We start from the raw sequence: 19,598 nt of genomic DNA on the forward strand, positions 1-19,598 counted from the left end.
GACGACGCTTTTTTCGTCCACCATGACGCCGCAATGGTGGATGGGTGAGGCGTCATCCACCCTACGCCGAGGCTAAAGCCCCTCCCACGAATGCCACCAAGGGCCCGAGCATGAGCCGCACCCCCGACACCTGGATTCTCACCGCCCACTGCCCGAGCGTGCTCGGCACCGTGGATGCGGTGACGCGCTTTCTGTTCGAGCAGCGCTGCTACGTCACCGAGCACCACAGCTTCGATGATCGCTTGTCCTCGCGGTTCTTCATTCGCGTCGAGTTTCGCCAACCGGAAGGCTTTGATGAAGCCGCCTTTCGCGCGGGTGTAGCCGAGCGCCTGGCGCCATTCGGCATGCAGGTCGAGCTGACCCCGCCGGGCTATCGGGCCAAGGTGGTGCTGATGGTGTCCAAGGCTGACCACTGCCTGAACGACCTGCTCTATCGCCAGCGTATCGGTCAACTGGCCATGGACGTGGTGGCGGTGGTGTCCAACCACCCGGATCTCGAACCGCTGGCACGCTGGCATGGTATTCCCTACCACCATTTCCCCCTCGACCCGGCGGATAAACCGGCTCAGGAGCGCCAGGTACTCAAGGTGATAGAAGACACTGGCGCCGAACTGGTGGTGCTCGCCCGCTACATGCAGGTGCTGTCGCCGGAGTTGTGCAAGAAGCTCGACGGCTGGGCGATCAATATTCACCACTCGCTGCTGCCTGGCTTCAAGGGCGCCAAGCCGTATCACCAGGCCTATCAGAAGGGCGTCAAGCTGGTTGGCGCCACGGCGCATTACATCAACAACGACCTCGACGAAGGGCCGATCATCACCCAGGGCGTGGAGGCGGTGGATCACGCCCATTACCCAGAAGACCTGATCGCCAAGGGCCGTGACATCGAATGCTTGACCCTGGCGCGGGCGGTGGGTTACCACATTGATCGCCGCGTATTTCTCAACGCCAACCGCACGGTGGTGCTCAACGCCTGATCACGTGACTGTCTATCGGGCGGGCCGGGCTGCGATCCGCTTCAGCTCACACATTTTTTCGGTGGGCTGAAGCCCACCCTACGGTAACTACAGTAGCGGTGCCATTTGTAGGGTGGGCCGGGCGGCATGTCCGCTTTAGCCCACCAGTCGCAACGAAGAACTCGGTGGGCTGAAGCGGACATGCCGCCCTGTCCACCCTAATTACGGAACCCGCCCTGTCAGGTTTTACCGGCGGTTTCGGCAACAGACGCAAGAGGCTCCAGTACAAGGCCGCGCGGTTATTGACCGCGTCTTGTATCCACAAAAAGAAGGAGAGTTACGCATGTCTGGTAATCGTGGTGTGGTTTATCTCGGAGCGGGCAAGGTCGAAGTGCAGAAAATCGACTACCCGAAAATGCAGGATCCGCGCGGCAAGAAGATCGAGCACGGGGTCATCCTGAAAGTTGTTTCCACCAACATCTGTGGCTCCGACCAGCACATGGTGCGTGGTCGTACCACCGCGCAGGTCGGCCTGGTGCTGGGCCATGAGATCACCGGCGAGGTGGTCGAAAAGGGCCGCGACGTCGAGCGTCTGCAGATCGGTGATCTGGTTTCCGTTCCCTTCAACGTCGCCTGCGGTCGTTGCCGTTCCTGCAAGGAACAGCACACTGGCGTGTGCCTGACCGTCAACCCGGCGCGTGCCGGCGGTGCCTACGGCTACGTCGACATGGGCGACTGGACCGGCGGCCAGGCCGAATACGTGCTGGTGCCTTACGCCGACTTCAACCTGCTTAAACTGCCGGATCGCGACAAGGCCATGGAGAAAATTCGTGACCTGACCTGCCTGTCCGACATTCTGCCGACTGGCTACCACGGCGCCGTTACCGCTGGCGTCGGCCCAGGCAGCACCGTTTACGTCGCAGGTGCCGGCCCGGTCGGTCTGGCCGCTGCAGCTTCGGCGCGCCTGCTCGGCGCTGCCGTGGTCATCGTCGGTGACCTCAACCCGGCGCGTCTGGCCCATGCCAAGGCTCAGGGCTTCGAGATCGCCGACCTGTCGCTGGACACCCCGCTGCACGAGCAGGTCGCAGCATTGCTGGGCGAGCCGGAAGTCGACTGCGCCATCGACTGCGTGGGCTTCGAGGCCCGTGGTCATGGCCACGAAGGCGCCAAGCACGAGGCGCCGGCCACTGTGCTCAACTCGCTCATGCAGATCACCCGCGTGGCCGGCAAAATCGGTATTCCCGGCCTGTATGTCACCGAAGATCCGGGCGCGGTGGATGCCGCCGCCAAGATCGGCAGCCTGAGCATTCGCTTTGGCCTCGGTTGGGCCAAGTCGCACAGCTTCCACACCGGCCAGACGCCAGTGATGAAGTACAACCGTGCGCTGATGCAAGCCATCATGTGGGATCGCCTGAACATCGCCGACATCGTCGGTGTAGAGGTGATCAGCCTGGACGACGCGCCGCGCGGTTACGGCGAGTTCGACGCAGGCGTGCCGAAGAAATTCGTCATCGACCCGCACAAGACCTTCAGCGCCGCGTAATTGCCATGCCCCGGCTGCCTCCGGGGCTGGTAGTGGTAGGTTTCACGGCCTAGGCGCATTGGTCCGCGCCTTTCTTTGGGAGCCTTCGGGCTCCCTTTGCCTTTGCCAGGTTGATGCGGCGGGCGGGATCGGTAATGAGCGCATTTCGCGGCCTACAAGCCGTACTTCTTCACCTTGTCGAATAGCGTGGTCTTGGCCAGGCCCAGTGCCTGGGCGGCTTGGCTCAGGTTGCCGTCGTGGCGCTCTAGGGCGTCGGCCAGGAGGTTGCGTTCGAAGGCTTCCACGGCTTCGTTGAAGCCTGGCCCGGCGCCATCGGTCAGGCCGCTTTTCTTGAACACTGGCAGGCCCAGAGCAAAACGCTCGGCGACGTTGCGCAGTTCGCGCACGTTGCCGGGCCAGTCGTGGGCCATCAGTGCGGCCAGGGTTTTGCGATCCAACTCCGGCACGGCGCGGTCGAAGCGCAGCGCCGCCAGTTGCAGAAAATGTTCGAACAACAGGGCGATGTCCTCGCGGCGCTCACGCAGCGGTGGCAGCTCCAGGGTCACTACGTTGAGGCGGTAATACAGGTCGCTGCGAAACTCGCTACGTTTGCCCAGCTCGGCCAGGTCGGCCTTGGTCGCGGCGATCACCCGGCAGTCGACGGCGACTGATTGGTTCGAGCCGAGGCGCTCCAGGCTGTGCTCCTGTAGCACGCGCAGCAGTTTGATTTGCAGGTTGATCGGCATGCTCTCGATTTCGTCGAGGAACAGGCTGCCGCCATTGGCGTGCTCGATTTTGCCGATGCGGCGTTTACCGGCGCCGGTGAAGGCGTGGGCCTCGTGGCCGAAAATTTCGCTCTCGAACAGGCTTTCCGGCAGGCCGCCGCAGTTCAGCGCGACGAACTGTTTGTGCTGGCGCTTGCTGAAGTCATGCAGGCTGCGGGCGATCAGTTCCTTGCCGGTGCCGGTTTCACCTTCGATCAGTACGTTGGCGTTGGTGTCGGCGACATTGGCGATCAGCTCGCGCAACTGTTGCATGGCGGGCGAGCGTCCGATGATGCGTTGCTCCAGCGCTTGGCGCCCGGCCAATTGGCGGCGTAGGGCGCTGACTTCACGGGCCAGGCTGCGTTGCTCTAAGGCGCGGCGGGCGACGTCTACCAGGCGCTCGGGGGAGAAGGGTTTTTCCATGAAGTCGTAGGCGCCGTCACGCATTGCACCAACGGCCATGCCGATGTCGCCGTGGCCGGTGATCAGCACCACCGGCAGGCGCGGGTCGCGCTGCTTGAGGCGCTTGTGCAGTTCCAGGCCGTCGATGCCGGGCAGGCGAATGTCGCTGACGACGATGCCGGCGAAGTCGGCGTCGATCTGGTTCAGTGCCTCCTCGGCACTGCTGACGCCGATGCTAGGGATATCTTCCAGGGCCAGTGCCTGCTGGCAGCCGAGCAGCACATGGGGGTCGTCTTCGACGATCAGGACGGTGAGGCTGTCGCTCATGGTTGCGGCTCTCGTGGATAGGGCAGGCTGAGGACGAAGGCGGTGCCGCCTTCATCCGGGTGGCGCACGGTGAGGCTGCCGCCAGCAGCGGCGGCGAGGCTGGCCGAGAGGGTCAGGCCGAGGCCCAGGCCCTGTTCGCCGGGCTTGGTGGTGAAGAAGGGTTCGAACAGGTGCACGCGGGTTTCCGGGGCGATACCGGGGCCGTTATCGCGTACGTCTAGCTGATACTGTTCGGCCTCGGCGCTGCCACTGAGCCAGATGTGCCGGTCGGTTTGTGGTTGCAGGGCGTCGAGGGCATTGCTGATCAGGTTGACCAGAATTTGTTCCAGACGAATCTGCTCGATGGCCAGGCGCGTCTCGCTGAAGTGGTGGTGGATGTGCACGCGCGTGCGCTGCAGGCGTGGGTGCAACAGCAGTAGGGCGGCATCGACCGCCTGTTGCAGCGAGGCTTCGCCCTGATCGCCGCTGCGCCGGGCGAAGGCGCGCAGGCTGGCGGTGATTTTGCCCATGCGGTCGACCAGTTCGGCGATGTTCTGCAGGTTGCTGCTGGCGACATCCAGCGCACCGCGTTGCAGGAAGCGCACGGCATTGGCCGACAGGGTGCGCAGGGCGGCCAGCGGTTGATTGAGTTCGTGGGCGATGCTGGTGGACATCTGCCCGATGACCGCCAGTTTGCCGGCCTGCACCAGTTCGTCCTGAGCCAGGCGCAGGGTGTTTTCGGCCTGCTGGCGCTCGCTCACTTCGGCCTGCAGGCGTTCGTTGCTAGCCTGCAGGTCGGCGGTGCGCTCGACGATCTTGCGCTCCAGCTCGTCATTCACGGCTTGCAGCGCCTCACGGGCGGCCAGGCGCGTGGCGATGACCTTGCGTCGCTCGTTCCAGGCGATCAGCAGAAAGGCCAGCAAGGCGCAGGCAGCAGCGGCTAGCAGGGCGTTGAGCAGGGCGGCACTGCGCTGCTCCTGCAATGGGCTGAGCAGGGTCAGGTGCCAGGGCGTGTCGACCAGCGGGCGGGTTTGCAGTAAGTAGCGCGTCATGCTGCCTGCGCTTTTGAAGCTGACTTGTTCCAGACCGGGCCCTATTGCGTGCCGTTCGGCGAACTGCAGCTCTTCCAGCGCCGCCCAGTGATATTGCAGGCTGCGCGCCAGGCGCTCGCGGGTGGCGTCGTCGAGTGTCTGTACCGCCTTGAGGCGGCGTGCCGGGGTGCTGGAGAGGATGATGATGCCGTTCTCATCACTGACGTACGCCTCCAGATGGGCGCGCTGCCAACGCTCTTCCAGGGTATCGAGGCGTACCTTGACCACCGCCACGCCAATGATCTTGCCGTTTTCGCGTAGCCCGTGGGAGAGGTAGTAGCCGGCCTCGCCTGTGGTGCTGCCGATGCCGTAGAAGCGTCCGGCTTTGCCTTGCACGGCGTCTTGGTAGTAGGCGCGAAACGACAGGTCTTCACCCAGGTAGCTGTCGGCGCGATCCCAGTTGCTGGTGGCGATGACTCGCCCGTCCAGATCGAGCACGTAGATGGCGAGGCTGCCGCTGCGCTGGTTCAGCCCGGCCAGGTACAGATTGACGTGATGGCGGCGGTAAGCCGTGGGGAATTGCAGCAGGCGTGAGACGTTGCCTTCGAGCTCCAGCAGGCTGGGCAGGTAGGTGTATTTGGTGATCTCGCTTTCTACTGCGCGGGCATTGAGTTCGAGTTGCCGTTCGCCATTTTCGGCCAGCGTCTGAATGCCGCTGCGGTCACTGAGCAGATAGGCCGCGTAGCCGCTGCCCAGCACCAGGATCAGGAGCAGGCAGACCAGCGAGAAGTGACGAAGCAGGCGCGTTTTCACGATCAGGTCGGCATGAGGACTGGCGGTGAGATATTGCATCACAGTCCTTTGCGGCTGGATAGGATGGGGTAGTCGTAGGCCTGCCCATCGATTGCAGGTGCTCAATCGCCGGGTGCAGTGTTGTACCCGGCGATTGTCCTGGGCGTGCCTTAGTGCTGGAGAATCTTCGCCAGGAACTGCTGCGCGCGTTCCGAGCGGGCGTTGATATCGCCGAAGAACTCCTCCTTGGCGCAGTCCTCGACGATCTGCCCACGGTCCATGAAGATCACCCGGTCGGCCACCTTGCGTGCGAAGCCCATCTCATGGGTCACGCACATCATGGTCATGCCCTCGTTGGCCAACTGCACCATGACATCGAGCACCTCGTTGACCATCTCCGGGTCGAGGGCCGAAGTCGGCTCGTCGAACAGCATCACCACCGGATCCATCGCTAGGGCGCGGGCGATGGCCACACGCTGCTGCTGGCCGCCGGAGAGCTGCCCCGGATGCTTGTGTGCGTGCGCCGACAGGCCGACGCGGTCAAGCAGGGCCAGGCCTTTCTTGGTGGCGTCTTCCTTGCTGCGGCCAAGCACCTTGATCTGCGCGATGGTCAGGTTTTCGGTGATGGTCAGGTGCGGGAACAGCTCGAAGTGCTGGAACACCATGCCGACGCGCGAGCGCAGCTTGGGCAGGTTGGTCTTCTTGTCGGCGATGGAGGTGCCATCGACGTTGATGTCGCCCTGCTGGAAAGGCTCCAGCGCGTTGACGCACTTGATCAGGGTGGACTTGCCCGAGCCCGATGGCCCGCATACCACCACCACTTCGCCCTTGTTCACCTTGGTGCTGCACTCGGTCAGCACCTGGAAGTCCCCGTACCACTTGTTGACGTTTTTAATGGAAATCATACGGCTAACCTTTTTTGCAGACGCTTGACCAGTTGCGAAGCGGCGAAGCTGACAGTGAAGTAGACCAGGCCGGCGAAGATCAGAAACTCATGGGGCTGGCCGATGATATCGCCACGCGAGCGAGCGGCGTTGAGGAAGTCCATCAGGCCCACGGTGTACACCAGCGAGGTGTCCTGAAAGAGGATGATGCTCTGTTGCAGCAGCAGCGGGGTCATCTTGCGGAAGGCCTGCGGCAGGATGATCAGGCGCATGCATTGCCCGTAGCTCATGCCCAGGGCCGACGCTGCGCCCATCTGGCCCTTGGGGATGGCCTGTATACCGGCGCGGACGATCTCGCAGAAGTACGCCGCCTCAAACATCACGAAGGCCACCAGGCACGAGCTGAACGCCCCCACCGGGGTGTCTTCGCCGGTGATCCAGCGCAGGATGAACGGCACCGCGAAGTAGAACCAGGTAATCACCAGCAGCAGCGGGATCGAGCGGAAGTAGTTGACGTAAGTGGCAGCGAAGTTGGCCAGCAGCTTGTTGTGCGACAAGCGCATCAGCGCCAGCAGCGTGCCCAGGGCAACGCCACCGAGCACGCCCAGCACCATCAGTTGCAGGGTCATCAGCATGCCGCTCCACATTCCTGGCAGGGCCGGAATAATCGGGGAAAAGTCCATCATTTACCCCCTACGGAAATCAGGCCTGGTACCGCAACCTTCTTCTCGATCACGCGCATGATCATCATGAGGCTCATGTTCAGGGTGAAATAGATCAGCGTGGCCAGGGTGAAGGCCTCGAACAGGTTGGCGCTGAACTCGGCGGTCTGCTTGGTCTGCGCCAGCAGTTCCATGAGGCCGATCAAGGATGCCACCGAGGAGTTCTTGAAGATGTTGAGGAACTCGCTGGTCAGCGGCGGAATGATGATGCGAAACGCCTGTGGCAGTAGCACGTTGGCGTAGATCTGCGGCAGGCGAAAACCCATGGCGTAGGCCGCAGCGGTCTGGCCCTTGGGCAGTGCTTGGATGCCGGTACGCACCTGCTCGCACACTCGCGCCGCGGTGAACAGGCCAAGGCACACCACCACCGACAGATAGGCCGAGGTAGCCGGGTTGAGATCCTGCTTGAACCACAGCTCCAGCGGCTCGGGCAGCAGATCCGGCACCAGGAAGTACCAGAGGAAGAGCTGCACCAGCAGTGGCACGTTGCGGAAGATTTCCACGTAGGCGGTGGCGATCCCGGAAATCAGGCGGTTCGGCACGGTACGCATAACGCCCAGCAGCGAGCCCAGCGCCAGGGCGATCAGCCAGCCGACCAGGGCGATGGCGATGGTCCAGCCCAGGCCGGTGATGAACCAGTCCAGATAGATTTCGCTGCCGATGCCGGTGGACTTGAAGTAGATACCCCAGTCCCAGTTGTAATTCATTGCGGGTGACCCCCGTGTGGCTAAAGCTTGGGTTGAAAGGGGCCGAGCACGCGGCAGCATGCCCCAGCCGCGGGTAGCGGCTGTGCCCCTTATCGCTCAGGAGAAAGAACCGTAGGGCGGGTGCAACCCGCCAGAATCGTTGTGGACGATCGGGTTGCGGGCTTCACCCGCCCTACGGTGCTGTGCTAGCTCTTGTGAAGCTAACGCAGGTATACCGTCAGATCTGTTCTGCAGATTTGTCGGTGGGATTGGCGATCAGCTTTTTCAGCTCGTCGCTCATGGGGAAGTTCATGTTCAGGCCCTTCGGCGGAACAGGCTGCTCGAACCACTTGTTGTAGAGGGTATTGATCTCGCCAGAGGCGAAGGTGGCGCTGATGGCCTTGTCGACCACCTGCTTGAAGCCCTCATCACCCTTGCGCAGCATGCAGCCGTAAATCTCGAAAGACTGCGGCGTGCCGACCACGTGCCAGTCGTCCGGCTTCTTGGCCTTGGCCATTTCACCGGCCAGCAGGGCGTCGTCCATCATGAAGGCCACGGCGCGGTTGGATTCGAGCATCAGGAAGGATTCGCCGTGATCCTTGGCGGAAATCACGTTCATGCCCATCTGTTTCTCGGCGTTCATTGCCTTGATCAGGCGCTCGGAGGTAGTGCCGGCGGTGGTCACCACGTTCTTGCCCTTGAGATCAGTGAAATCGTTGACGCCGCTGGTCTTCTTGGTCAGCAGGCGGGTGCCCACCTCGAAGATGCCCACCGAGAATGCCACTTGCTGCTGACGTTCGACGTTGTTGGTGGTGGAGCCGCATTCCAGATCGACGGTGCCGTTCTGCACCAGCGGGATACGGGTCTGCGAGGTGACCAGGTTGTAGCGCACCTTCAGGTCCGGCATACCCAGTTCCTGCTTCAGCGCATCGACCACTTTCAGTTGCAGGTCATGGGAGTAGCCGACCGGTTGGCCGGAGGCATCGCCGAAATAGGAGAAGGGGATGGACGAGTCGCGATGGCCCAGGGTGATGGTGCCGGTTTCTTTGATCTTCTTCAGAGTGCCGGTCAGCTCCTCGGCCATGGCCGGGGTGGACAGGACGGCGGCGGCAATGGCCAGGCTCAGTACGCGGTGGAAGGTACGCATCAATGGGTTCCTCGACGTTGTTGTTGTGATGGCGCGGGGTTACACATACCGCCATCACTAGAGCAGGTTGCATGCCAGGCCTGTCGAGGACGCCTGATTACGCGGCAATGGCTGAAAAATAGGGCTTGTCGTCGCGATGACGAGGGCGCCTTGGGGGCTGGGCGTTCGCCTTGCCGACTGCGTGAGCGCTACTCATTCGGAAATCCGAACAGCGAGACGTCTCAGGCGGCGTGTTCCTCTCGCAATTGGGCGATGCGCTGATCTTTTTCTTGCCATAGAGCCGATACCCAATCCTGCATGCGCAGACGAAAGGCGGGATCGTTCTCGTAATCTCCCTGGCACAACGCGGGGTCGAGGGGCAGCGTGCGGATGTCGATGAGCACTTTTCCGACCTGGCCGCTGAGCAAATCCCAGAAGCCCGGAACGCGCTTGCCGGGATAGACCAGGGTGACGTCCAGTACGGCGTCGATCTGCTCGCCCAGCGCGGCGAGAACGAAGGCCACGCCGCCTGCCTTGGGCTTGAGCAGATAACGATAAGGTGACTGCTGCTGGGCCTGTTTGACGGGGGTGAAGCGGGTGCCTTCCAGGTAATTGACCACGGTGACCGGCAGACGCTTGAACTTCTCGCAGGCGGCCTTGGTGATCTCCAGATCCTTGCCTTTCATATGTGGGTTCTTCTGCAGATAGGCTTTGGAATAGCGCTTCATAAAGGGGTAGTCGAGCGCCCAGAAGGCCAGGCCGAGAAACGGTACCCAGATCAATTCCTGTTTGAGGAAGAACTTGAAGTAGGGCGTCTTGCGGTTGAACGCCTGCACCAGCGCGGGGATGTCGACCCAGGACTGGTGGTTGCTGATCAGCAGATACGAGCGATCGCCACGCAGATCGGCGTTACCGCGGATGTCCCAGTGAGTGGGGGTGAGCAAGGCAAAGATGCGTTTGCAGTTCTCGGCCCAGAACTCGGCGACCCACATCACCGCGCGCGAGCAGGTATCGCGCGGCGCTTGGCCCGGCAGCACGAGCTTGGCGAGGGCGCACAGCAAGAGCGGGCCAATCAGGATCAGGGTGTTGGCGAGTAGCAGGGTAATGTTGGCAAGGCCGGTCAGCAGAGGGCGCATATCGACTCCATGGCAGGCGGTGAGCGGCAATCTTATGCAAGGTTGGCGCGGGGCTCAAAAGTTGAGATAAGTGGCTTATTGCCAGTCGGCGGTTACACTCAAAGCGCAGGATCATCTGCGCATATGGACGCTTTCTTTTCTTTGCTGGTAAGGGCCAATGCTAAAAAGGATCGCCGTAGCTGATCTGCGTATCGGCATGTTTATTCAGGAGTTTTGTGGTTCGTGGATGGATCATCCTTTCTGGAAATCCAAGTTTCTTCTCGAATCTGACAAGGATCTGGCGCGAATTCGCGACAGCGCCATCACTGAATTGTGGATAGATGTTGGCAAAGGCGCGGATGTCGCCGCAGGCGTGCCCTCGGCAACGAGCGCCGAGGCTGAGTGCGAGGCACAGGCGCGGCTGATGGCGGCTGTGGCGCCGCCGGTGGTCAAGCGTCTGTCGATGGAGCAGGAGCTGGAGCAGGCGGTCAAGCTTTGCGCGCGCTCCAAGCAGGCGGTGGTGCAGATGTTCAGCGATGCGCGCATGGGCCAGGCACTGCAGTTCGAGCAGGCCGAAGCGTTGGTCGAGGAAATCTCCCAGTCGGTCATGCGTCATCCCCAGGCCCTGATCAGCCTGGCGCGGCTCAAGCACGGCGACGAATACACCTATATGCACTCGGTAGCGGTGTGCGCGCTGATGATTGCCCTGGCGCGTCAGTTGGGCCTGCCCGAGGTTGCCGTGCGTGAGGCGGGGCTGGCCGGCCTGCTGCATGACATCGGCAAGATGGCGGTGCCGCAGGCGCTGCTAGACAAGCCGGGCAAGCTGACCGACAGCGAGTTCGCCCAGGTGCGCAAGCACCCGGAGGAGGGCAGCAGCATCCTTATCGCCAGCAAGCAGGTCAGCGCTCTGGTGCTGGATGTGTGCTTGCACCACCACGAAAAGGTCGACGGCAGCGGTTATCCGCATCGTCTGCAGGGCGAGCAGATCAGCCTGTTGGCGAAGATGGGCGCAGTCTGTGACGTGTATGACGCCGTCACCTCCAATCGGCCTTATAAACAGGGCTGGGACCCCGCTGAGTCGATCCGCAAGATGGCCGAATGGAAGGGGCATTTCGATGAACAGGTGTTCCAGGCCTTCGTGAAAACAGTCGGCATCTACCCCGTTGGCGCTTTGGTGCGCCTGCAGAGCGGGCGTCTGGCGGTGGTCATGGAGCAAAATCCCAAGGCGTTGCTGGCGCCCAAGGTCAAGGTGTTCTTCTCGGCCAAATCGAATCTGCCTTTGCCTCAAGCGGTGGTGGATCTGAGCAAGATCACCGACCAGGACCGTATCGTTGGTCGCGAGTCGGCGCAGGAGTGGGGGTTCGAGCGGCTCGATGAGCTGTGGACTGGCATGGAACTTGGCGGTCGTGGGCGTTAGCAGCATGTTGTAACGCTTGTGTCGGAACATGGCGAGCGAGGCACAGTCCGAGAGACGGTCAATTCAAAAGAGAGGACCGATCCTTGAAATACGCCCTGCTTCTGCTGGCCGCTGCTGTCAGCCTGCCGACCATGGCCGACGAACCCATCGACCTCTATGGCCGTTACGAGTTGGTCACCCTGCCTGCCTTGGGCAAGACCCTCAAGGCCAAGATGGACACCGGCGCCATGACCGCCTCACTCTCGGCCACGGATATCGAGCCGTTTCAGCGTGATGGTGAGGACTGGGTGCGCTTCCGTCTGGCGGTCGATGGCGCCCAGGAAACCCTCTACGAGCACCCGCTGGTGCGTATTGCCGAGATCAAGAAGCGCGCCGAAGAGGCGAGTGAGCCTGGCTCGCAGGAAGTGGCCTACTCCCAGCGCCCGGTGATCGAAATGCCGGTCTGCCTCGGTGGTGAGACGCGCAATATCGAAGTCAATCTGACTGACCGCCGCACCTTCAGTTACCCGCTGCTGATTGGGGCCAGCGCCATGCGTGAGTTCGGCGCAGCGGTTGACCCTTCAGAGCGCTACACGCGCGACCGTCCGCAATGCTGAGCAAATTGTCGCATTTCGGAAAAGCCTGATGGTAAATGGCCGGTACACTCGCGCTGAGCGCCCCGTCATCCCTTCAACACCTTGAATGGCATTTGTGGGCCTGTTTTTTGCATTGTGCAAATGACCGCCAGGCCGCTAGGCCCAACAGTTTGCTGAGGTGTCGTGATGACGGGAGTACTCAAGCCGGGTGTACGGCTGTTCCAGCGTTTCAGTTTTGCGCGAAAATTTCAGTTGGTGTTTCTATTGTTCGCACTGCCTCTGGGTTATGCCCTGTGGGTCATCAGTAGCGATTATCTGGAGCGCCTGCAGTACATCGATCATGAGCTTGAGGGTGCCCAGGCGCTGCAGCTTATGGCTCAGGTGCAGCAGGAGTTGATTGCTCAGCGTACCTTGCTGGCGCGCTGGAAGGGCAATGATAAAGAAGCCGAAGGCCTGTTGCGGCAGCGCGAAGGTGAACTCGACAAGGCGCTGCAAGCGGCTGCCGAGCCGCTGCAGAGCAGCCTGATCAGCGAGCAGGCGCGCCAGCAGTTCCAAGCGCTACAGGGCGAGCGCGATGGTCTGCGTGCCGATGCGATGAAGCGCCAACCGCTGCCCGATTCCATGGACCGCTACCAAAAAGCCTTGCTCTACCTCACCGCACTGCGTGAGCAGGTGGCGACCGACAGCTCGCTGATTCTCGATCCGCGCCTCGACACCTATCTGATGATGGAGCAGATCACTTACGTCATGCCGCGTCTGTTCGAGCAGCTAAGCGCCTTTGCGGCCCAAGGCCATGGCGCGGTGGTCGCACAGCATTTCACCCTGCAGAGCCGCGTTCTGATCCGCGACTTGCGGCACAACCTCGACGAGCAGCGCGCACAACTGATCAAGGCGCAAACCACCCTTTCGCGCGAGGCGCCAAAGGCCATGCGCCAATTGAACGAGCCTTTTGCGGCTGCGCTCAAGGGTTTGGATGATTTCCTCGCGCAGATTGACCGCGATATGTTCGAGGCCAGCCCCATGGCGCTCACGCCCGAGCAATTCGTACAGCTCGAAATGGCCCAGGAGGCGCAGTTCCAAACCTTGCAGCAGGCGCTGTACCAGCAGTTCTTTACCAGCTTGGGCGGTTATCGCAATAAGGCATTGGCACAGATGATCGAAGTGATCGGCGCCTTCAGCCTGCTGACCCTGCTCGCGCTGTACGTGCTCTTGTGTCTCAATGCCTCTATTCGTCAGGGCACGCGAACCATCATCGAGGGCGCGCAAGGGCTGCGTGATGGCGACTTGCGTGTGCAGATGAAAGTCGATGGCCGTGATGATCTGGCCGCCATCGCCCAGGCGCTCAATGCCGCCGTCGGGCAGATGCGCGATTCGCTGCAGGGCGTCAATCATGAAAGTCGCCAGCTCGATAGCACGGTTCACCAGCTTGGTGCCCAGGCGCATGAGTCGCTTGGTGCCGTCGAGCAGCAGCAAGCGCAAATGAGCTACATCGCCACCGCCGCCACGCAGATGGCCGCCACCGCACAGAGCGTGGCGCAAAGCTGCGAGGAGGCGGCGATGGAGGCCCAGCAAACGCGTGAAGTGGCGCTTAGCAGCAACCGGCGCAGCGAGCGCACCAGTGCCAGCATGCGTCAGCTCAGTGCTCGTCTGGGCGACAGCGCCACCGCGTTGCAGCAGTTGCGTGAACAGACTCAGCAGATCAACCGTGTGGTCGATGTGATCAAAGGCATCGCCGAGCAGACCAACCTACTGGCGCTCAATGCCGCCATCGAAGCGGCCCGCGCAGGTGAGGCCGGGCGCGGCTTCGCCGTGGTGGCCGACGAAGTGCGTTCGCTGTCCAAACGCACCCAGGAGTCGACCCAGGAAATCGCCCAGACCGTCGACAACCTGCAGCGCGTGGTCGGCCAATCCGTCAGCCTGATGGAGGATGCCTGCAACCAGGCTGACGGCGACATCGGCAGCGTATTGGCCATGGGCGACGAGTTGCAGAACATCGTCGACTCGGTGCAGCGTGTCAGCGACCGTTTGGCGCAGATCGCCACGGCAGCCGAGCAGCAAGCGGCCACCGCCGATGAGGTCAGCGGCAACATCCAGCAGGTCGATCAGGCCGCAGGCCAACTGCTTGAGGGTGCCCAGGCGGTCAGTGATGCCGCACAGGATTTGCAGCGTGGCAGTGAAGGATTGGCGCAGAACACCGGGCGTTTCCGCCTGGATTGAGTGACCCGGTGGTCGAAGTCTGCTAAATAACAGCTAAACCACCGGGAGCCCAGGTATGAAAACGGTCGCCGAAATTCTTCGCAGCAAATCCAACGCGTTTCTCCATAGCCTCGATGCTGATGATTCGTTGCTCGACGGCTTGCGCACCATGGCGGAGAAGGGCATCGGCGCCCTGGTGGTGATGTCTGGCGGGCGCCTGGTGGGGATCGTCAGCGAGCGCGACTATGTGCGCAAAGTAGCCCTGGCCGAGCGCTCCATGCTCAACGCCAAAATCAGTGAAATCATGACCCGCGACGTCATCACCGTCGGCCCGCGTGACAGCCTGCAACACTGCATGGAACTGATGACCGAACGCCGTCTGCGCCACCTGCCGGTACTGGCCGAGGGAGAACTGATCGGCCTGCTGTCCATCGGTGACCTGGTCAAGGAAACCATCGCCGAACAGGCCGACCTGATCCGCCAACTGGAACAGTACATTCGCGGCGAACACTGATCAGCCCCCGTAGGGCGGGTGCAACCCGCCAACGGCGCCCGGCGGGTTTCACCCGCCCTACGCCCATTGCCTGCCTGACGCCTGATCCCGCCTTTAGCAGCTCCGCCTCGGTCGCCCCCGTAGGGCGGGTGCAACCCGCCAACGGCGCTCGGCGGGTTTCACCCGGCCTACGTTCCATTGCCTGCTTGACGCCTGATCTCGCCCTCGGCAGTCTCCTGCCGTCGCCTCCAGGTGCAGGACGCCCCATGCCGCAGATACTCATAGTCGAAGACGAAGCCGCAATCGCCGATACGCTGGTCTATGCCCTGCAGGCCGAAGGCTTCGTCACGCACTGGTCGAGCCTCGGTGGCGAAGCGCTAACATTGCTGGAGAACGGCACCTTCGACCTGGCCATTCTCGATGTCGGCCTGCCCGATATCAGCGGCTTCGAAGTGTGCAAGCGCCTGCGCCGTTTCTCCGAGGTGCCGGTGATTTTCCTCACCGCCCGCAGCGAGGAGATCGACCGTGTGGTGGGCCTGGAAATCGGCGCCGACGACTACGTGGTCAAACCCTTCAGCCCGCGCGAGGTGGCGGCGCGGGTCAAGGTCATTCTGCGGCGTGTGCTGCCCCGTGATACTGCAGAGGCCACAGCACCGAGCCTCTTCCAGATCGACGATGCCGCCTTTCGCATCCACTACCACGGCCAGGCGCTGAGCCTGACCCGCCACGAGTTTCGCCTGTTGCGCACCTTGCTCGGCCAGCCACGCCGGGTCTATTCCCGTGAGCAATTGCTCGATGCCCTCGGCGTGGCCAGCGAAGCCGGCTACGAGCGCAATATCGACAGCCATATCAAGAGCGTGCGTGCCAAGTTGCGCACCATCGCCCCGAGCGAAGAGCCGATCCAGACCCATCGCGGCCTCGGTTATAGCTACGAGCCGGAGAGTTGACTCATGCCGCTGGGCGTACGCATCTTCCTCGTCTACTTCCTCTTTGTCGGCTTGTCTGGCTGGTTCGTGCTCAGCACAGTGATGGACGAGATTCGCCCCGGCGTGCGCCAGAGCACCGAGGAAACCCTGGTCGACACCGCCAACTTGCTGGCCGAGATCCTGCGTGATCAGGTCAAGGCCGGGACGCTTGGCCAGGGCCGCCTGAATGAGGCGCTGGAAGCCTATGGTCGGCGTCAGCCACAGGCGACCATCTGGGGTGTAACCAAGGCCGAGGTCAATCACCGCATCTACGTCACTGACGCCAAGGGCATCGTCCTGCTCGACTCCACCGGCCAAGCCATCGGCCAGGACTACTCGCGCTGGAACGACGTGCTGCTGACCCTGCGCGGCCAGTATGGTGCGCGCTCGACCCGTGAAGACCCGAACGACCCGGATTCCTCGGTGATGTACGTGGCCGCGCCGATCAGGGACGGTGAGCGGATCATCGGCGTGGTCTCGGTGGCCAAGCCCAACCGCACCCTGCAGCCCTATATCGAGCGCTCGCAGAATCGCCTGAGCTGGCTCGGCGCCGGGCTGATCGGCCTCGGTTTGTTGATTGGCGCGGTGCTGTCCTGGTGGCTCAGCGCCGCGCTGGGCAAGCTCACCCGCTACGCCCAGACGGTCAGCGAGGGCCAACGCGCCGAGCCACCCAGGGTGCGCGGCGGCGAGCTGGGGCAACTGGCGCAGGCGGTCGAGCGTATGCGTACCGAGCTGGAAGGCAAGGCCTACGTCGAACGCTACGTGCACACCCTGACCCACGAGCTGAAAAGCCCGCTGGCGGCTATTCGCGGCGCCGCCGAGCTGCTCGACAGCGACATGCCCACCGAGCAACGCCAGCGTTTCGTGGCCAATATCCAGCAGGAAAGCGCGCGCCTGCAGAACCTGATCGAACGCCTGCTGCACCTGGCCCAGGTGGAACAACGCCAGGGCCTGGAAGAACGCGTGGCGGTGCCGCTGGCGCCACTGGTGGACGAACTGCTACAAGCGCAGCAGGCGCGTATCACCGCCGCCAATCTGCAGATCGAACAGACGCTGCCGACCGGGCTGAACCTGCGCGGCGAGCGTTTCTTGCTGCGCCAGGCCCTGGCCAACCTGCTGGATAACGCCCTCGACTTCACCCCGCCCGGCGGACTTATCCGCATCGCCGCCGAAAGCCAGGGCGAGCGCATCGTCCTGCGCCTGTTCAACCAGGGCGAAGCCATTCCCGACTACGCCCTGGCGCGTTTGACCGAACGCTTCTACTCCCTCCCGCGCCCCAACGGCGGCCGCAAGAGCACCGGACTGGGCCTGAACTTCGTGCAGGAAGTAGCCGAGCTGCATGGTGGGGAACTGCATATCGGCAATGTCGAAGGCGGGGTGGAAGTACGCCTGGTCTTGCCCGCCTAGATTGCGCTGCGCGTATCTGCCTTTTGTAGGAGCGGCTTTAGCCGCGAAGCTTCTGGCCTGTTTAGCTGCGTAGGTAGTGCGCAGCTAAACCCATCATCTGTGAGTTTCCGGATTTCGCTGTGCTCTACCCAGGCTATGTGATGCCTTGTGGGAGGGGCTTTAGCCGCGACTCGCCGCTGAAGCGCCTCCCACAGTCCGAGCGGTCATCTTGGGAGCGGGTGGACGGCATTCCGTTTCAGCCATGAAGTTCTCAAGCAACCTCAAAATTCATCCTTGGTACAGAACCCAGTCGTCCAGGCAGGCGAAGTGAGTGCTTGGGTATTGCTTTATATATCGATAAATTTGATTGTTTTGTTTATTTATTTGCGCTTTTTAATCGATTTAATGCGAGTAGCATAGGTTCCGTAGCCACTTACCAGCCTCATCCAGGAGCCTGATCATGAAAAAGCAAATCCTCGCCAGCCTTGTTATCGCCGCCCTGTCCACCAGCGCATTCGCTTTGCCGCAGGTGACCGCTCAATCCACCGCTACCCCCGTCGTCGCTGAAGACGGTGCTGACCATGTTGGTGCCAACCGTGTCGCTGAAGACGGTTCAGATCGTGTCGGTACTAATCGTGTAGCCGAAGATGGTGCAGATCGCGTCGGTGCTAATCGTGTAGCTGAAGATGGTGCAGATCGCGTGGGTGCCAACCGTGTAGCTGAAGGTGGTGCTGACCGTGTCGGCGTGAATCGCGTAGCTGAAGGTGGTGCAGACCGCGTCGGAGCTAATCGTGTAGCCGAAGATGGTGCAGATCGCGTGGGTGCCAATCGTGTCGCTGAAGGCGGTGCTGATCGTGTCGGTGCGAATCGCGTAGCTGCAGATGGTGCAGATCGTGTTGGTGTTAACCGCACCGCCTGATCACCCGGTAATACCCGCTCCGACTGAAGGCGCCCGTTTGGGCGCCTTCGTCGTTTTGGCGGGAAGGCAAAATGTAGGATGGGTAGAGCGCAGCGAAACCCATCGCTTGTGGGTTCTCGGATTTCGCTGCGCTCTATCCAGGCTACTTGCTTTTTAATCCACCGTTGGATGTCGCTGTCTGGGCTGTGTGCTGTTGAATATATTTAATATTGCACCCATGAATTGTTCATCTGGCAGCGAATGTTGCATATGGTAATGTCGTGGCAGTTATTTTTCTGCATTGAGAATATATATGTGGATGGGCGCTATTTGTGCGTTGGTTGCAGGGATGATGTGGGGGCTGGTATTCGTCGGGCCATTGCTGTTGCCGGATTATCCGGCAATGCTTATTTCCATCGGGCGTTATCTGGCGTATGGGCTCATTGCGCTGCCTTTGGCTTGGTTTGATCGTGCCGCTTTACTGAAACTCTCACGCAAAGATTGGCTAGTGGCTGCACTGTTATCGGCTGTCGGGAATTTCATCTATTACTTCTGCCTGGCAAGCTCCATCCAGCGCACAGGTGGAGCTTTGACCACTATGATTATAGGTACGTTACCTGTAGTTATTGCTGTGTCTGCCAATTTACAGCGGACTGTGCATGCAGCTAGATTGCCTTGGATGAAACTATTGCCTTCTACAGCAATGATTATCATAGGGGTAATATGCGTAAACCAAGCTGAACTGGAAGGCAGGTTGAGGCTTGAAAGCTTTGATCAATGGAGTTATGGCCTTGGCGTATTACTGGCCATAGCGGCTGTAGCATGCTGGACGTGGTATCCATTGCGCAATGCAGATTGGCTTAGGGAAAATTCTAGCTGCAGTGCAAGAACCTGGGCCACTGCGCAGGGCATCGTTACGCTGCCTATGGCTATTATCAGCCTCCTTTGCCTATGGTCATTTTTAGCCATCCAGGATGGTGACTTTGAAATGCCATTTGGGCCGGAGCCCGGCTATTTCATTCTTGTCATGGTCGTTATGGCTGTATTTTCTTCCTGGTTGGCTACCGTTTGCTGGAATGAAGCCAGCCGGCGCCTCCCAACTGCATTGGTTGGTCAATTGATCGTGCTGGAAACATTGGCCGCGATGGCCTATCTGTTTATATGGCGCGATGAGTTTCCCGATATTACGACCATATTGGGTATGGTGCTGTTGATTGTTGGGGTTCTAATAGCGCTGAAAAAGAGCCGAGCCTATACGCACTGATGGTTGTTGGCGCACTTTACCGAAGTGTTCGATATCTAGCGCGTAGGAAAGATCGAGCGCTGCGAAACCCGTGATTTAAGTGCTCCAGGGTTTCGCTGTGC

17 protein-coding genes are annotated in these 19,598 nt (G+C 61.3%); 10 read left to right on the forward strand and 7 right to left on the reverse strand.

Annotation, left to right across the window (positions count from 1 at the left end):
* Positions 1 to 110: 110 nt before the first annotated feature.
* Positions 111 to 974 (forward strand): formyltetrahydrofolate deformylase, encoded by an 864-nt coding sequence (purU, locus tag AERO9A_RS05590; protein ID WP_159970942.1) that lies wholly within the window; start codon positions 111 to 113, stop codon positions 972 to 974.
* A 322-nt stretch (positions 975 to 1,296) separates the two neighbouring features.
* The gene (fdhA, locus tag AERO9A_RS05595) at positions 1,297 to 2,496 is read left to right on the forward strand and encodes a formaldehyde dehydrogenase, glutathione-independent (protein ID WP_159970943.1); all 1,200 of its coding nucleotides are present in this window, start codon (positions 1,297 to 1,299) and stop codon (positions 2,494 to 2,496) included.
* Positions 2,497 to 2,648: 152 nt separating this feature from the next.
* On the opposite strand, the gene AERO9A_RS05600 is transcribed toward fdhA, so the two are convergent.
* From AERO9A_RS05600 to AERO9A_RS05630, 7 genes are all read right to left on the reverse strand, one after another.
* Positions 2,649 to 3,968, reverse strand: coding sequence for a sigma-54 dependent transcriptional regulator (locus tag AERO9A_RS05600; protein ID WP_159970944.1), 1,320 nt, complete (start codon positions 3,966 to 3,968; stop codon positions 2,649 to 2,651).
* Positions 3,965 to 5,830 (reverse strand): ATP-binding protein, encoded by a 1,866-nt coding sequence (locus tag AERO9A_RS05605; protein ID WP_178111102.1) that lies wholly within the window; start codon positions 5,828 to 5,830, stop codon positions 3,965 to 3,967. The genes AERO9A_RS05600 and AERO9A_RS05605 overlap by 4 nt, the downstream gene beginning before the upstream one ends.
* 110 nt (positions 5,831 to 5,940) lie before the next feature.
* Complete coding sequence (locus AERO9A_RS05610) at positions 5,941 to 6,675, reverse strand: amino acid ABC transporter ATP-binding protein (protein WP_159970946.1); 735 nt, start codon at positions 6,673 to 6,675, stop codon at positions 5,941 to 5,943.
* A complete protein-coding gene (locus tag AERO9A_RS05615) occupies positions 6,672 to 7,340 on the reverse strand; it encodes an amino acid ABC transporter permease (RefSeq protein WP_178111103.1) in 669 nt (222 codons plus the stop codon). The genes AERO9A_RS05610 and AERO9A_RS05615 overlap by 4 nt, the downstream gene beginning before the upstream one ends.
* Positions 7,337 to 8,083 carry an amino acid ABC transporter permease gene (locus AERO9A_RS05620; protein WP_159970947.1) on the reverse strand — a complete coding sequence of 249 codons (747 nt, stop codon included), beginning with the start codon at positions 8,081 to 8,083 and terminating at the stop codon, positions 7,337 to 7,339. The genes AERO9A_RS05615 and AERO9A_RS05620 overlap by 4 nt, the downstream gene beginning before the upstream one ends.
* Before the next feature lie 217 nt (positions 8,084 to 8,300).
* Positions 8,301 to 9,209: a glutamate/aspartate ABC transporter substrate-binding protein gene (locus tag AERO9A_RS05625; RefSeq protein WP_159970948.1), complete on the reverse strand. Its 909-nt coding sequence runs from the start codon at positions 9,207 to 9,209 to the stop codon at positions 8,301 to 8,303.
* A gap of 221 nt (positions 9,210 to 9,430) precedes the next feature.
* Positions 9,431 to 10,324, reverse strand: a complete 894-nt coding sequence (locus AERO9A_RS05630) for an acyltransferase (protein ID WP_159970949.1) — start codon at positions 10,322 to 10,324, stop codon at positions 9,431 to 9,433.
* A gap of 157 nt (positions 10,325 to 10,481) precedes the next feature.
* Here AERO9A_RS05630 and AERO9A_RS05635 point away from each other — a divergent pair, with 157 nt between their 5' ends.
* The 8 genes from AERO9A_RS05635 to AERO9A_RS05670 all read left to right on the forward strand — a co-directional run bounded on the left by AERO9A_RS05635 (position 10,482) and on the right by AERO9A_RS05670 (position 19,497).
* Entirely contained in the window at positions 10,482 to 11,720 is a 1,239-nt protein-coding gene (locus AERO9A_RS05635) for an HD-GYP domain-containing protein (RefSeq protein ID WP_159970950.1), read from the forward strand.
* A gap of 83 nt (positions 11,721 to 11,803) precedes the next feature.
* The gene (locus AERO9A_RS05640; protein WP_159970951.1) at positions 11,804 to 12,316 is read left to right on the forward strand and encodes an ATP-dependent zinc protease; all 513 of its coding nucleotides are present in this window, start codon (positions 11,804 to 11,806) and stop codon (positions 12,314 to 12,316) included.
* A gap of 165 nt (positions 12,317 to 12,481) precedes the next feature.
* On the forward strand, positions 12,482 to 14,512 hold the full coding sequence (locus tag AERO9A_RS05645; protein WP_159970952.1) for a methyl-accepting chemotaxis protein: 2,031 nt from the start codon (positions 12,482 to 12,484) through the stop codon (positions 14,510 to 14,512).
* A gap of 55 nt (positions 14,513 to 14,567) precedes the next feature.
* Positions 14,568 to 15,005, forward strand: coding sequence for a CBS domain-containing protein (locus tag AERO9A_RS05650; protein ID WP_159970953.1), 438 nt, complete (start codon positions 14,568 to 14,570; stop codon positions 15,003 to 15,005).
* 245 nt (positions 15,006 to 15,250) lie between these two features.
* Complete coding sequence (gene creB, locus AERO9A_RS05655; protein ID WP_159970954.1) at positions 15,251 to 15,931, forward strand: two-component system response regulator CreB; 681 nt, start codon at positions 15,251 to 15,253, stop codon at positions 15,929 to 15,931.
* A 3-nt stretch (positions 15,932 to 15,934) separates the two neighbouring features.
* Positions 15,935 to 17,356, forward strand: coding sequence for a two-component system sensor histidine kinase CreC (gene creC / locus AERO9A_RS05660; protein ID WP_159970955.1), 1,422 nt, complete (start codon positions 15,935 to 15,937; stop codon positions 17,354 to 17,356).
* Between the two features lie 439 nt (positions 17,357 to 17,795).
* Positions 17,796 to 18,254, forward strand: a complete 459-nt coding sequence (locus AERO9A_RS05665; protein WP_159970956.1) for a phage infection protein — start codon at positions 17,796 to 17,798, stop codon at positions 18,252 to 18,254.
* Between the two features lie 292 nt (positions 18,255 to 18,546).
* Entirely contained in the window at positions 18,547 to 19,497 is a 951-nt protein-coding gene (locus tag AERO9A_RS05670) for a DMT family transporter (protein ID WP_159970957.1), read from the forward strand.
* Positions 19,498 to 19,598: the final 101 nt, after the last annotated feature.

Source organism: Pseudomonas sp. 8Z (assembly GCF_902506535.1).
In the GTDB taxonomy this organism is placed as follows: domain Bacteria; phylum Pseudomonadota; class Gammaproteobacteria; order Pseudomonadales; family Pseudomonadaceae; genus Aquipseudomonas.